Here is a 14,819-nt window from a genome sequence, read left to right on the forward strand (position 1 = left end):
TTCCTGTCTAGCGCAGACCCAGTTCGGCGCTGTGTGCCAGCACCTCCCGGCGCGAGGTCAACCCGAGTTTCGCCAGCACAGCTGAGACGTGGTGGTCGGCGGTCTTCGACGAGATGTAGAGCCGGGTCGCGATATCCGCGTTGGAGAGACCTTGCGCCACAAGCCGGGCCACCTCCAGCTGCCTGTTGGTGAGTCCGCCCGGATTCACCCGGGTGGTGTGCCGAGGACGCTGCGGTACGACGCCGCGGCCGCTGTCGCGCAACACCGCACGTGCACGGTCGGCGGTCCCGACGGCACCGAGCCCGTCGAGCATCGTCACGCCGCGCCCGGGATCGTCGGAGTCGAACCAACTCATCGCCGAGCAGAACGGGTCGCCAGCCTCGGACCACCACACAGCGGCATCGGCATGCCGTCCCTCGAGTGACATCTGGTGGGGTTCCGCCAACCGGACGGTGGCGGTGTCCAAACCCAGGCGCATTCTCCAGACCGCCAGATGTCCTGCTGCCCAACTCGTTCCATCGTCGTCGCCGGTGGTGATGGCGGCCTCGACCCTGGGGTCCCGTACGCCCGTCATCCAGCTGATCTCGGCCAGCGCCGACAGGACTGCGAGGCGACGCGCAGGCTCGTCGATCTGGTCGGCGAGAGTCCATGCCTCCTCAACTCCCGTCCGGTCGAACCGGTCACCACACCGAAGGGGCACCAAGACCTTGACCAGGAGCGGCCAAAGTGTGGCGATCGGCATGCCATCGGCATCGATGACCGCCCCGGCGTCCTCGAGCGCGCCGCCCCAATGTCCACGGGTGAGCTGTAGCCGGCTGCGGACCGCGGTCTGCCAGTGACGGCAGATCTGTATGTCGCGCTCGACGGTGAAGGGCAGGGCAACATCCAGAACATGGTCGGCGTCGCGGTATCTGCCCTGCTCGACATCGAGACTGGCGACCTGGGAGTAGACGGTGGACGCCAGCTCGTCGAAACCGAGCGACCGCGCGATCTTCATGTGCTCCAGTAGCTTTGCCCGCGATGATGTGTCACCTCCGGAGAGAGCCGCAGAGTCGGAGACGACCAGATTCCACAGCCGTAACTCCTCATCGGATGCCGCGCTCGAGTCGGCCAGGAGAGTCTTGACGTGGGTGGCGTCTCCGCGCATGAAGGCGAGAAACGCACGCTGGATCTGGGCCTGGCTGTAGACCGCGCTCGCACCTGCTCGCCGAGCGATCTCCGACGCGCGGGCGAGGTGCGATTCAGCGCTCCGACGATGCGCGCTGTAGTACTCGTACACGCCGATGGCGACGTGCGCCGTCGCCATCCCGGTGTCGTCGCCCAGCTCGGTCCACAGCGGGAAGGTCGCGTCGACACTGGCGATTGCATCGCGTAGCCGACTGACCATGTACTGCTCGTTGGCCAACGCGAGTAACAACTCGGCACGCTCGCGCGGAGACGCGCTGTACTGGTTGCGTTTCGCGATCTCGTAGTAGGCGACGGCCTCGGTGTGCGCACCGCCGCGGATCGCGTCCTCCGCGGCGGCAAGTGCATGTCGCACGGCACGGTCGGCATCACGAGCAGCCACCGCGTGATGCGTCAGGACCGACGGATGGACGGCGCCCAGTTCCTCCAGCGCATCGAGCAGGCGTACGTGGAGACGAACGACGCCGCCTGGCGGAATCGTGGATTCGATGGCGCGCCGGGCCAATTCATGACGGAACGCAACACCGTCGACCCCCCACTCCAACAACCCCGTCTCGACGAGCCGCTGCACGGTCGCGTAGTCGATGTGGAGAGCGTGCAGGGCGGTGTCGGCGACGCCGTCCGGCGACGCGGCGAGGACCTGAAGCGCCTCGAAGTCCGCGGCACTGACCTTCGTCGTCCGGGCGAGTACCGCGTCACGTACCGACGACGGAATCGGAAGTGCGGGTTCCCGGGCGACCTCGGTCGCGAAGTAGGGGTTGCCGCCGGTGGCCGCGTGCACGCGCTCGGGGTCGAGGCCGGTTCCCTCGACCAGGTCGGCAATGGCCTCGAGACTCAGCGGCGGCAGTTCGATGCGACCGACCTCCTCGGCGAGCAGCGTGCGCGCCGGCGCCTGAGGCTCGAGTTCCCGGTGGGTGAGGAGCAGGACCATCGGGATGGACTCGATGCGCCGACACAAGAAGCGCAGCACATCGCACGACGCGGCGTCGGCCCAGTGGAGATCCTCGACGACAAGGAGGGTCGGCTCCGAGCGCAACTGAGTGAACGCGACCTCACACACCTCGGCGAGCATCGTGGGTTCGCGCGCCAGTCCCAGGTCTTTGATGGGCCCCAGTGGCCGGGGGATGTCGAGTGGGTCGCATCGGACGTGCAAGACCCGTACTCCGGACGCGGCCTCACACACCCGTCCGACCAAGGCGGTCTTGCCGGCGCCGCTCTCGCCCGAAATGGAGAATGCCGCTCCCTCCGGCAGGCGGGAGAATGCCGCGGTGATCTGCGACAACTGCTCCGCCCTCTCCAACAAGCGCACCGTCCGAGTGTAGGCCGCCCAGCCGTTGCATAGGTGTTTCTGCTCATGCGTTCGGAGGACCCATGCGGCGAAAGATGGGAGGTCCTCACCGATGCCCTCCCCATGCCCTGTCACCGACTGTGGATACGAGCCGGTGATCGAGACCGGCCAGGGACGACACCCGGTCGTTCCTCACCAGAGAACGGAAAAATCCCATGACGACATCCATCACCCCGGACCTCGTCTCGCTGCGTGCCAAGCAGCAGATGGTGTGGAGCAGCGGCGACTACAACCGCATCGCGGCACTGACCGTTCCGGTCAACGAGGCGACGGTCGCCGCGGCCTCGATCATTCCCGGCGAGCGTGTGCTCGACGTCGCGACCGGTACGGGACATTCGGCACTCGCCGCGGCCCGCCAGGGAGCGGTGGTGACCGCCATCGACTACGTGCCCGCCCTACTCGACATAGCCCGCCACCGAGCCGACGCCGAGCACCTCGACGTGGACTACGTCGAGGCTCCGGCCGAGATCCTGCCGTTCGGCAACGCGGCGTTCGACGTCGGCATCTCGACCATCGGCATCATGTTCGCGGCCGACCACGAACAGGCCGCGCGTGAACTCGCGCGTGTTGTCCGCCCGGACGGTCGGATCGTGGTCACGAGCTGGACCGCGGACGGCTTCGTCGGCGGAATGCTCGCGACCGTCGGCAAGCACGTGACTCCGCCGCCCGGCGCTCGGCCCGCCACTCGCTGGGGCGACCAGGCCTACGTCGCGGAGCTGTTCGGCAACCGCGTCGAATCCGTCGGTTCGAGGACCGGGACGTTGACCGTTCGGTTCGTCGACGCAGCCGCATTCGCCGACCTGTTCCTGGGCTACTACGGACCCACCTTCTCCGCGGCGTCGAAGCTCGACGACGACGGCAGGACAGCGCTCCGTGCCGACCTGATCGCGCTCGCGCAGTCGCACCAGCGATCGGTCACCGGCGGGATCGCACTGGACTGGGAGTATCGCGTGGTCGAAGGGGTGCGGGCATGAACCGGAAGAGTCGCATACACGCACCCACATCGACCGGCTGAGCGTGCGGAGACGGGTTGCCGCAACGCTCAACCGGGCGCTCGACGAGACGGTGTCCGGGGTCTCGTCGAGCGCCCGGTTGATTCCGGTCGCGGAGTCGCTCACTGCCTTTCGGATCACAACGGTCCTGGCACGTGAAGTGTCAGGCCGGCTCCAGGGCCCGCTTGGCCTTTTCCAGTGCGGCGAGCGTACGCAGAACCGAATCGCGCCTGGCGGTCAGGTCGGACACCTTGGCCTTGCCGCTCAGTCCGGAGTCCGCCCGCGCGACTGCCAGCCGTTCCTCGATCTCGGCGAGCTGCACGAGTAAGGACTGGGCACGCTTGAGGAGTTCCTCGCGGCCGGGTCGGGAGACGTCCGCCGACCGGGCGCTTCCGGACCCGACATTCTTGGCTTCGAGGGCCGTCGCTTTCCTGTCCGCCGCTGTGGTGGTCGATGCGGATCGTGCGCTGCCACGCTGCTTTGACCGCGCGCGCTGCGGGGGCTGTGCGCGGGTCCGATTCAGCTCTGCTCTGGCATCACGAGCCGCCACCCGGTGTTCGCGTTCGTCGTCGTCGTCGGATGTCAGAGACGCGCCTATGGGTCGCAGACCATAGAACCCCACGAACTCGCGGGCGGCCGAGATGGCCTGTTCTGCGTCGCGGCAACGCCCGCACCGCGGTTCGCCGCGGAGTTCTGCGATGTCGTCGCTGGATGAGCACCACACGCAGGCGCGGGCAGTGTGGTCGGTCACGATGGCATCGGCAGCAGCGAGATTCACGGGTGAAAACACTACGACACAACGTCTTTCATACTGCGACCGGGTTCCATACCGCAGCTTCGAGGCGGGACTTGCATCGATTGTTCCCACGTGGGACCGCTTTTCCGCCCCCGGCGGGCGGGGGGCGCGTTCGGTCGCGCATGCCTTCGTCACGATGTGGCGCGGGCAGACATCACGTGCTGGTGGAATCATTCCGTCGAGCCACCCGTTGGTGCCACCATGCGAGCAATCACTTATGACCGCTTCGGCGGTGCCGATGTCCTGAAGCTGACTGACCTCCCCACGCCGAAGGTGGGTCCCGACTCCGTGCTCATCCGAGTACGCGCTTCCAGTGTGAATCCGGTGGACTGGAAGGTGCGAGAGGGCTATCTCGCCGAGATCATGGACACCGTCTTCCCCGTGATCCCGGGCTGGGACGTCGCCGGGGTGGTCGAGCAGGTCGGTCTGGACACACCGGAGTTCCAGGTCGGCGACGAAGTGTTCGGCTATGTCCGGAAAGACGTGGTCGGTGGGGAAGTGGCGGGCGGTACGTTCGCCGAGTTGGTCGCCGCCCCGGTACGCACGGTCGCACGCAAGCCGGCCAGCTGGTCGTTCGAAGAGGCTGCGGCCGCTCCGCTCGCCGGACTGACGGCCTACCAGACCATTCGACGGGCAGGCGTGCAGTCAGGGCACACGGTCCTGGTTCATGCCGCTGCAGGTGGCGTCGGATCCTTTGCGGTCCAGATCGCGCGATCTCTGGGTGCACGAGTGATCGGGACCGCGTCGGAGACCAACCACGACTACCTCCGAAGCCTCGGCGCCGAGCCGATCACCTACGGCGACGGGGTGGGCGCCCGCGTTCGCGCACTCGCGCCCGAGGGCGTCGACGTCGTCCTCGACTATGTCGGTGGTGACGCACTCGACTCGGTGACCGAAGTGCTGCGCGAAGGCGGCACGGTCGCATCCATCACCGATGCCCGGGCCCGCGACGAGTTCGGGGGACACTACGTCTGGGTGCGACCCGACTCCGCAGACCTCGCCGAACTCGCCCGGCTGGGTGACACCGGCGAGCTCAAGCCGGAGATCGCCGAGGTGTTCGACCTCGCTGACGCCGCGGGCGCCCACGAGCGCAGCGAGTCCGGCCACGTGCGCGGCAAGGTGGTCGTACGCGTGTCCGCGTAACCTGAAACAGTGTCTGCACGCCCAGCCCCGCTGTGGCTCTTCGCCGACCAATTGGGGCCGCACATCCATTCGTCGGACAAGAACATCGACCGGGACATCGTTCTGATCGAATCGGCCGCCGCACTGCACCGGCGAGCCGGACACCGGCAGAAAGCACACCTGCTGTTGTCCGGCATGCGGCACCTGGCGGACGAGCTCGGCGATCGGGCCCGATATGTGCGCGGAGTCGGATACCGCGACGTGTTGCAGGAACTGCCTGGCCCGGTTGCTGTTCATGAACCCACGTCGCGGGCTGCGCACGACTTCGTTCATCGCCTCCACGAGGAGGGTCTCGTCAGCGAGATACTGCCCAACCCGTCGTTCGCGTTGTCGCGCGACGAGTTCGCGCAGTGGGCCGGGGAACACTCGACATTCCGTATGGAAGCGTTCTACCGCCGGCAGCGCACGCGCTTCGACGTGCTGATGGACGGGGACCAGCCGGCGGGCGGAACCTGGAACTACGACCATGAGAATCGCGAGCCTCCGCCGAAACAGCGCACGCTCGGCGTCGACGACCCGTGGTGGCCCGAAGAGGACGCGATCGACGACGCGGTCCGCGCTGACCTCGATTCGATGGATGTCCCGTGGTCGGGCGTCGATGGGCCGAGACTCTTTGCAGTGACCGCCGACGAAGCGGGCCATGCACTCCGGACATTCATCGACCATCGGCTTGCGACCTTCGGCCCGTACGAAGATGCGATCATGGCCGACGACTGGACGATGTCGCATTCCCTTCTGTCCGTGCCGCTCAACCTGTCACTGCTGGATCCGCTGGACGTCGTCCACGCCGCCGAGCAGGCCGCCCGCGAGGACCAGGTGAGCCTCGCCAGCGCGGAAGGGTTCATCAGACAGATCTTGGGATGGCGAGAGTACGTCTGGCATCTGTACTGGCACTTCGAATCTGACTACGTGACCAACAACAGGCTCGACGCGACCGCACCGCTGCCAGAGTGGTTCCGTGACCTCGACGCGGACGCCGTGACCGCCAGATGTCTCTCCGACGCCTTGTCGGGTGTCCGCAATCGCGGATGGGTGCACCACATCCCGCGTCTGATGGTCCTGGGAAGCCATGCGCTGCAACGGGGTTACGATCCACGAGAGCTCACGGCGTGGTTCACCGCCAACTTCGTCGACGGTTATGAGTGGGTCATGCCGGTGAATGTCGTCGGCATGAGCCAGCACGCAGACGGCGGACTGATGGCCACGAAGCCGTACACCTCCGGTGGCGCCTACATCAACAAGATGTCGAACCATTGCGGTGACTGCGAATTCGATCCCAAGAAGCGACTCGGCGACGACGCCTGTCCGTTCACCGCGGGCTACTGGTCCTTCACCCATAAGCATCAGGACCGCCTTGCGAGAAACAATCGAACTCGCAGACAAGTCTCGAACATGAACCGGCTCAACGACCTCGAGGCAGTTCTCGAACAAGAACGTGAGCGCGAACGGTTCTGAGGGCGAGCCTGTACGTCCCAACCCTGGCCTTCGAATCGTCACACGTGACGATTCGACCAGTATGAAGGTGTAGCGGACGCGGCGTAGTGACGGCGAACTCGATGCCTTTGTCTTTTGTTTGTAACGCGGACAGTTTGTCTCAGCCATCGAATCAGGACCGTATCTGTCCTATCTCCGAGGCACACTCAAGCCATGAGTGGAACAGAATCGATTGCAGGGCAACCCGACCAGAGCAGTATCACCGACTACGACGATCCGAACGCGCCGTGGAACCAGGCGTGGGACGAAGAGGCAGGCATTGCGAACTGGAACGACGATGTGATCAAGGAGTTCCGGGAGAACTCAGGCAAGGTGGGCGGCGCTTACGCGGGCGTGGATCTCATCTTGCTCACCACCACGGGAGCCAAGAGCGGAAAGCCGCACACGACTCCACTGGGACCGTGTTACCGAGGCGACTCGATGTACGTGAGCTCGTTTATCGAGGACAAATACCCGGCATGGTGGTACAACGTCAAGGCAAATCCGCAGGTCACCATCGAGTTCCGGGGCGAAACTCACGAGGGCACAGGCAGGGTGCTCGAGGGCGCCGACTACGACGAGTTCGCCGCCTGGGTGCTGGCCAACAACCAACTGCTGGCGGACTTCCAGTCCAAAATAGACCGCCCAATCCCGCTGGTCTTGCTCACCATCGGCGACGAGGACTGAGCGCTCGCTGGATATCTCTGCGGAGCCGACAACACCGCACGGTCAGCGCGTGCCGTTGGAGGACGTGCGCTCACGTGACAGGCGGCCGATCGACGATGTGCCGATAAGATACATTATGTCAAGTAAACGACTGCATAATCCATCTGATGCAACTTAGGACGCGGCGGTGTCGGTCTCGCGATGAGCACGGCCACTAGACTCAAGGCGTGACCGGAGCCGACGACTCGACACGTGACCGCGACCGCGACGGTCTCCCGGATCCCGGTCCGACCGACGACGATGCGACATCCGCCGCGGACGGCCCGGGCGACCCCTCCGCAGCGAACGACAGGACCGGTGGATCGACCCGTCGTCGGGGCGACCGGCTTCCCGTCCGACGCGACGATCCCGACCGTCCCGGACCCGGGCGCCGGATGGCCGACCTGCTGGCCCGCACCGACTCCAGCGCCGGGGTCGTCAAGGCGGCTCGCGCCGCACGAGATCTGATCCCGCACAACGAGAACCCGATCACCGGGCCGCGCGCATCCGACCGCGTGGCACGCCTCATCAGCGAGTCCCGGCCCGAGAAACCCAGTGCCATACGAGAGCTCGGCCTCGCATCGGTCCAGGTGTGGCAGGCGTTGGTGACCACACGGCGTCGTCGATCCGATCGCACCCCAGTCCCCGCCACCATCTTGTTCACCGATCTCGTCGGATTCTCGACGTGGGCCCTGCATGCCGGAGACGACCAGGTCCTCCGACTCCTGCGCGACGTCAACGACGTCACCGAGAACATCGTGCGCAGCCGCGGCGGACGCATCGTCAAACATCTCGGCGACGGGACGATGGCCGTGTTCATCGACGGTGTCGAGGCGATAGAGGCCGGTCACGAGGTGATCGTCGCCGTCAGTGCCCTGACGGTCGGGGACTACCGGCCACAGCTGCGAGCCGGTCTCCACACCGGCGAACCGCGAGCGGTCGGTGACGATTTCCTCGGTGTCGATGTGAACGTCGCCGCTCGGGTCGCGGCAGCCGCGGGAGCCGGCGAGCTGTTGGCCAGCGGACCGACCGTCGAGGCGGCCGGCGCCGATCGGTACGCCACTCGTCGGCGGCGATTCCGCGCCAAGGGGGTACCGCGCGACATCGAGGTGTTCGCCGTCGTGCCCCGCTACTCCGACTGATCGATCCCCGACCTCATGAAGGTCCGACAGTCGAATCCTTGGATCACGACCAACAAACCTTACGTCAGACAGCGCCGAGAACCGTTCTCCCCCAGCCTCATTGAGGTGCTGAAAATAGTTGGTAGTTAGGTGGAAACCTTTGCCAAATGCCTTTGTGCCCAGCGTTTGCGTCACTGGCCGATGCATCTGCCCTCGGTGTCGGAAGCGACGGCGATGAGGCCACGCGCGGGGCAGCACCACGGCCGTTGAGGCGCACCACCTCGTTCCCTGCTGAGAATATACAGAGGTCGAATATGCAGGCTTAGCAGCACCCGGTATGGCGCCCGCCGAAACAACAACCCACCCCGGACGAGCTAGATTCCGTTGGTGAATCAAGACGCAAGTAGATCGTCAGTGCTGACCGCGCTGCGGTTGTCCCTTCCGTTCGCGACGCTTGGCCTCGCGCTGGGCTTTCTAGCGGCCGTTGGATGGCGCTACACCGTTCCGCGTCTGCTTATCGACACCGCCCCGCCGCAGGTGCCAGAAGGCAAAATTGGGTACATGGTCGTAATCAACTCACTGAAGTGGGTGACCGGGCCGACATGGTGGCCGGCTTTCGCGCTCTTACCCGCTATTGGTTTTGCCACCGGGCTCATCGTCGGGATTCTGGTCGCGCGTTGTGTCCGAGGTCGCAGTGCCCGCATGCGTGCGGGTGGAGCGGTGCTGGGGTGCGGCGTCGTCGGTGCGCTCACAGGTGTGGCCGGTGCAGTGTTTGCTCATCTGCAGCAGCCCAAGATCGGGATTTTCAACACCGATGGACCGCCCTCGATTGACTACAACAACCTCGACGGCCACCTTCTGGTGCACGGCGCGCCGCCGCTATGGGACCTCAGTCCGACGTACCTATCGTTTCCCGTGGTCGGCCTCTTGGTCGGGGTTGCAACCGCCACGATCGCCATAGGCACCCGCCGTTTGCGACATCCCTAGTCAAAACGGGTTCCGTACCTCGGTCAAGCGTTGGGTGACGCGTCGCGAGAGGCCGTCCTAGTCCGCTCACGTCCCGCCCGGGGCCTACTCCCCTGTCTGCTCATGCCGTTTGGGGGCGTGCCCCCGGGCGTGGGCGTTCGAAAAGCGCACAGATCAACTGCTGCCCGCTACACGAAACCGGTCACATTCCAGGCTTCACTTTGTCGTCGCGGCTGGCTCGAACCTGCAACGCAGAAACGACCGCCGCCACCAGCGCGACAACTAGAAATCGGTCGCTCATTTCGCGGCTGCTGAAGCCCCCTACTGCAACAATCGCTACAGCGATCCCGATCATGAACCACGACACGACCTGCGGTTTAGACATGGCGTAATCGTAGGGGCGGCGGCGAGCAAGCAATGATCGGTTCCCTCTCGGCGTGACTGGGGCGCCCCGCCCAATGAGCGCTGGGCCGGCACTTATCACCGACGGCAGAAGACCTATTGGTCAACTCTGCGCGGGTTAAGTTCGACGACGCCGTTGCGGCGATGACCCCGTCGACCCGTCTGCGAGAGTTGCCAACAACGAGAACTGCAAACGACACGGCGCAACGATTGGGCTCGGCGCGTCCCGATTCCGCGCGTCATGCCGAACTGTCAGCGCAGCGCAGCCACGACCTCAGCTGCCATTGCCTGCTGACCACGTGCGTTGGCGTGCATCGCCGGGAAGGCGACCGCACCCAATGTCGGCTCAACCCAGCGCCGGTCACCCGCGCAGGCGTCGTGGCCGGCGGAGACCTTGGTCATGTCGACATAGGTGGTGTCGGTGGCTTCTGCGGCGCGGCGCATGGCGGCGTCGAGAGCGGCGAAGACGCGATGCAGGTAGGCGATGTCTCCGGGCGCCGTGAGCAGAGACGCCGAGCAGAGCGCAGTCCCCGCGGCCGGGAAGATCTGCGGATACCCCACGAGGACGACGCGGGCGTGCGGCGCAGCGTCATCGATGCGACGCAACGCGTCCACGAGGTCGGGGTAGGTCGAGGTGTTGATCTTGTCGACCAGCGAGTTGCCGAACTTGTCGCGGCACGGGGTTGCCGACAACGGAGCCGAAAACCAGGCCTGCTGGCAGGCCGAGGTCGAGTCGGCGAACAACCCGTTGTTGTTCGCGCCGATCGTCAGGGTGACCAAACGGGTGGCCGGCCCCACCGCGCTGATCTGCGGCCCCTGCCACCGGTATTGAGACCGGTCCAGGTGATCGGTCGTCGCGCCTGCGCAACTGACGTCGACCACCGGGGTCCCGCGTCGCTCCGCGACGAGGTTGGAGTAGTTGACAAGCGAGTTCGAGCAGAAGGTCGCCGCACTCGTGGCCTGGGGGAACACTGCTGCGCCCGCGCTGTAGCTGTCACCGAGATTCACATACGGGTATCCGTCTGCTGCCTGGGCCTGACCAGCCTGCGCGAGTCCGCCGACGAGAGCTCCGGCGGCGGCCACCGCGGTCAGTACAGTTCGAATGCCGCGGCGTCGGCGGGGGCTGCGGCCGTACGGCATGCGCATTCAGTAGCTCCGGATCGTGGTGCTCAAGTGGCTTAAGTTACAGATGATATTAGTGATACTACACTACCGGCCCGACCGGTCTGCGCTGGGCGCTGCCAGCCGGGAGGCCGATCTGACACAGTCGTGCAGCCTCCCCCGCGTAGTGGTGCTGACCGCCGGCCGCGCGCTCGCACGCTGTGAAGACATCGACGTTGTATACGGCTACCGCTCCCGGCTTCGACCGTTCTACGACCAGACCCCACCATGGCACAGACGTCACGGTCGGCGGGCGGGCGAACCTACTGACCGTAGGTGTATCGCAGGTTGGCGTTGATCAGGGTCCCGATGCGTTGACACAGATGACGCATTTGGCGGTCATCCGGTGACGGCTGCTCGGTGAGCAGCGTCCACCGCAGGTTGGTACCACTGCGCCCTCCGCTCAGGTCGAAGACCACCTGAGCGTCCGGGCGCTTCGTCCACAACGACGACCACACCACACGAGTGGGTCGATCAGAATCGAGGACAGCGGGCGCGACCTCGTCGTCGAGGAGGTGAAGCCACGGGCGTGACGGTTGCCGATTCGGGCTGACGAGGTCGTCGAAAACCACATGCGGCGGCGCCGGCTGATTCTTCTCCCTCGACGCAATGGCCTCCACTCGACCAGACTCTCAACGCATTGCGGGAGTCAGCAATCGCATTATTCAGCGGACTGCCGGTGCGGCTGAGCCAAGCCGCCGCGTTTCACCGCCATCCTTCGGACGGACAGAAGCATGCCTTTTCGGCAACAACCCAGAGCTCATGCGAGCCCGTCTTTCAATGCCTGCAGGTGGGCTCGGCTCAGGTCCCTGGCGGCGTGGGTGTCGCGGGCGATGATGGCGTCGAGTACGTCAGCATGGGCCTGTTGATCGCCGTCGCTGCCGAACTGATGGTGAATGCGGAGCATGTCGATCATCGCTTGCCGAAGGCGAGGCACCATGTTGTCGAAGAGTCCGACGAGGATGTCGTTGTGTGAGGCGGCGACGATGCTGCGGTGAAAGGCCATGTCGGCGTCGACGTGGTCCTCGATGTCGGATCGTCGTTCGCCACGGTCACGAAGCGCGCCGCGCATCGCGCGGATGTCGGCAGGTGTACGACGTGTGGCCGCGAGCTCGGCCCCCTCTCCCTCGATGGCGAGGCGGGCTTCGAGGACCGAGTTGATGTCTGCCCGCCGCAGAACCGAGTCCCAGTCATCCTTTGCGGTCAGGGAGAGGACGAAAACCCCTGCGCCCTGGCGGGTGTGGAGGATCCCGCGGCCGGCCAGCTGCCGAATCGCCTCGCGAACAGTCGAGCGCCCCACCCCGAGTTGCGGCGCCAGAGTCGTCTCGCCCGGAAGTTTGGCGCCGAGCGGCCACTCCCCCGCACGAATTCTGGCGAGCAGCAGCTCGGATGCCTGATCGGCCAGCGAGGCACGTCGAACCTGTTCCACAGCGATGACCCTACTCCTCTACTTGTCTGAGGAGTTGTGTTACGGTGCTCGCGTGCAGACGTGGGTGGCTCTTCTCCTTAGCTGCCACGGCGGGGCCTAGTCGGGTCGGCTCCCCTCCGTGGAGCATCAACCATGCGCCGGCCCGTTTCCGTAGTGACAGAAGGAACGTGCCATGTCTGCATTCCCCACCATCTCGACACCAGTCGGGCCGCCTGCGTCCGAGGCGCCGGCCTGGAACCGGCAACGCCATTCTCAGATGCCCTCGCATCGCTACCGTGACGTCTACGAGCGAGTCGATATCGGTCTCGTCGAACGCACCTGGCCGACACGCCGTTTGATCCAAGCACCGTTGTGGGTGCCGGTCGATCTTCGCGACGGCAATCAAGCACTTCCCGAGCCGATGGACCCCGCGCGCAAGCGACGGTTCTTCGAACTGATGATCACGATGGGCTACAAGGAGATCGAAGTCGGATACCCCTCTGCGTCTCAGACCGACTTCGACTTCGTTCGGTTGCTCGCCGACAGCGATCTGGCTCCAGATGACGTGACCATCGTGGTGTTCACCCCAGCACGCCGAGATCTGATCGAACGTACGGTGCACTCCATTCGCGGCATCACCAACCCCGTCGTGATCCACATGTACACAGCCACCGCACCAACATGGCGGGACGTCGTTCTCGGCTATCCCGCCGCCGAACTACAGTCACTGATTCTCGCCGGCGGGCGCGATGTTCTCGAGCTCGCCGGCGGTATGGAGAATGTGCGGTTCGAGTTCTCCCCCGAGGTTTTCAATCTGACCGAGCCCGACTACGTTCTCGAGATCTGCGATGCCATGACAACGTTGTGGGATGCGACACCGGAGCGGCCGGTCATCCTGAACCTGCCGGCAACGGTGGAGGTGGCAACACCGAATGTGTACGCCGACCAGATCGAGTACATGCACACCCATCTCGCCCGCCGCGACAGCGTGATCCTGTCGGTGCACCCGCACAACGATCGCGGCACCGGCATCGCCTGCGCCGAGCTGGCGATGCTGGCCGGTGCGCAACGCGTCGAGGGCTGCGTCTTCGGCAACGGTGAACGCACGGGCAACGTCGACATCGCCACTCTCGCACTGAACATGCACGCACAGGGCATCGACCCGATGATCGACTTCTCGGACATCGACGAGATCCGCCGCACCGTCGAGTACTGCACCCAGCTCGAGCTGCACCCCCGCCACCCCTACGTAGGAGACCTGGTGCACACCGCCTTCAGCGGTACCCATCAGGACGCCATCAAGAAGGGACTGGCCGAACACCACTCCCGCGGCGCCGAGCAGGGCCTGCCTGCCCGCGACATCGAATGGCGAGTTCCATACCTGCCCATCGACCCCGCGGACATCGGCCGCTCCTACGACGCTGTCATCAGAGTCAACTCACAATCAGGAAAAGGTGGCATCGCCTACCTCCTGGAAACCGGGTACGGCATCGAGCTTCCCCGTCGACTGCAGATCGACCTTGCCCACCACGTGCAACGGCACACCGACGCGACCGGCACCGAAATGTCGGTCGAACAACTGTGGGAGATCTTCCAGACGACCTACCTCGCTCCCCCGGCCGACGCTTCGGTGTCACTGGTGCGCTTCGACTCGCGGGACGAAGCCGGACAGGCCGCCACCGACGTCACCCTCGAACTGCACGGAAAACAATTCTCCAGTCACCATCGCGGTGTCGGCCCGGTCGAAGCGCTGACCGCCGCACTCGCAGCGCACGGTCTGCGCGTGGATGTGCTGACTCTGCATCAGAGCAGTGTGCGGGCCGGCAATGACAGCAGAGCGCTCACCATGGTCGAGTTCCGCACAGACCGCGGTTCGCGCTGGGTCGGGGGTATCGACCGCTCCGTACTCACCGCCACCTTCGACGCCGTCCTACGCGCCGCCACGCCGATCAGCCCATCACTGCTCGAAACCGCTGACACGAAGCCGTGAGTGAGGAGACTGGGTCCGTACGCCCGCAGCAATGGAGGAAGCACCGATGGGTTCACAGGTAGAACCAGGGGTTTGGTCAGAGGGATTTCT

General features: G+C 65.3%; 13 protein-coding genes. 7 read left to right on the forward strand and 6 right to left on the reverse strand.

All coding sequences use genetic code 11. The annotated features are described in order from the left end of the window. Positions 1–7: 7 nt before the first annotated feature. Positions 8–2,494: an AAA family ATPase gene (locus tag MAY35_RS04640; RefSeq protein ID WP_238419614.1), complete on the reverse strand. Its 2,487-nt coding sequence runs from the start codon at positions 2,492–2,494 to the stop codon at positions 8–10. A 194-nt stretch (positions 2,495–2,688) separates the two neighbouring features. Here MAY35_RS04640 and MAY35_RS04645 point away from each other — a divergent pair, with 194 nt between their 5' ends. Continuing rightward, positions 2,689–3,507, forward strand: a complete 819-nt coding sequence (locus tag MAY35_RS04645; protein ID WP_238419616.1) for a class I SAM-dependent methyltransferase — start codon at positions 2,689–2,691, stop codon at positions 3,505–3,507. A gap of 181 nt (positions 3,508–3,688) precedes the next feature. Here MAY35_RS04645 and MAY35_RS04650 read toward each other — a convergent pair whose 3' ends face one another. Next, a complete protein-coding gene (locus tag MAY35_RS04650) occupies positions 3,689–4,303 on the reverse strand; it encodes a hypothetical protein (protein WP_238419618.1) in 615 nt (204 codons plus the stop codon). 219 nt (positions 4,304–4,522) lie between these two features. Here MAY35_RS04650 and MAY35_RS04655 point away from each other — a divergent pair, with 219 nt between their 5' ends. The 5 genes from MAY35_RS04655 to MAY35_RS04675 all read left to right on the forward strand — a co-directional run bounded on the left by MAY35_RS04655 (position 4,523) and on the right by MAY35_RS04675 (position 9,789). Further along, positions 4,523–5,464, forward strand: coding sequence for an NADP-dependent oxidoreductase (locus MAY35_RS04655; protein ID WP_238419620.1), 942 nt, complete (start codon positions 4,523–4,525; stop codon positions 5,462–5,464). A gap of 9 nt (positions 5,465–5,473) precedes the next feature. After that, a complete protein-coding gene (locus MAY35_RS04660) occupies positions 5,474–6,958 on the forward strand; it encodes a cryptochrome/photolyase family protein (RefSeq protein ID WP_238419621.1) in 1,485 nt (494 codons plus the stop codon). Positions 6,959–7,150: 192 nt separating this feature from the next. Continuing rightward, a complete protein-coding gene (locus MAY35_RS04665) occupies positions 7,151–7,663 on the forward strand; it encodes a nitroreductase/quinone reductase family protein (protein WP_238419622.1) in 513 nt (170 codons plus the stop codon). A gap of 206 nt (positions 7,664–7,869) precedes the next feature. Next, complete coding sequence (locus tag MAY35_RS04670; RefSeq protein WP_238419623.1) at positions 7,870–8,823, forward strand: adenylate/guanylate cyclase domain-containing protein; 954 nt, start codon at positions 7,870–7,872, stop codon at positions 8,821–8,823. Between the two features lie 393 nt (positions 8,824–9,216). Beyond that, the gene (locus MAY35_RS04675) at positions 9,217–9,789 is read left to right on the forward strand and encodes a hypothetical protein (RefSeq protein ID WP_238419624.1); all 573 of its coding nucleotides are present in this window, start codon (positions 9,217–9,219) and stop codon (positions 9,787–9,789) included. A gap of 181 nt (positions 9,790–9,970) precedes the next feature. Here MAY35_RS04675 and MAY35_RS04680 read toward each other — a convergent pair whose 3' ends face one another. The 4 genes from MAY35_RS04680 to MAY35_RS04695 all read right to left on the reverse strand — a co-directional run bounded on the left by MAY35_RS04680 (position 9,971) and on the right by MAY35_RS04695 (position 12,760). Further along, the gene (locus MAY35_RS04680) at positions 9,971–10,153 is read right to left on the reverse strand and encodes a hypothetical protein (protein ID WP_238419625.1); all 183 of its coding nucleotides are present in this window, start codon (positions 10,151–10,153) and stop codon (positions 9,971–9,973) included. A gap of 269 nt (positions 10,154–10,422) precedes the next feature. After that, positions 10,423–11,316, reverse strand: coding sequence for an SGNH/GDSL hydrolase family protein (locus MAY35_RS04685; RefSeq protein ID WP_238419626.1), 894 nt, complete (start codon positions 11,314–11,316; stop codon positions 10,423–10,425). Between the two features lie 278 nt (positions 11,317–11,594). Then, positions 11,595–11,903, reverse strand: a complete 309-nt coding sequence (locus MAY35_RS04690) for a hypothetical protein (protein ID WP_238419806.1) — start codon at positions 11,901–11,903, stop codon at positions 11,595–11,597. Positions 11,904–12,091: 188 nt separating this feature from the next. Further along, the gene (locus tag MAY35_RS04695; protein ID WP_238419628.1) at positions 12,092–12,760 is read right to left on the reverse strand and encodes a FadR/GntR family transcriptional regulator; all 669 of its coding nucleotides are present in this window, start codon (positions 12,758–12,760) and stop codon (positions 12,092–12,094) included. Positions 12,761–12,932: 172 nt separating this feature from the next. Between MAY35_RS04695 and MAY35_RS04700 the strand changes: the two genes are divergently transcribed. Further along, positions 12,933–14,729, forward strand: a complete 1,797-nt coding sequence (locus tag MAY35_RS04700; protein WP_308192436.1) for a 2-isopropylmalate synthase — start codon at positions 12,933–12,935, stop codon at positions 14,727–14,729. Positions 14,730–14,819: the final 90 nt, after the last annotated feature.

Source organism: Gordonia sp. 'Campus', assembly GCF_022206305.1.
In the GTDB taxonomy this organism is placed as follows: domain Bacteria; phylum Actinomycetota; class Actinomycetes; order Mycobacteriales; family Mycobacteriaceae; genus Gordonia.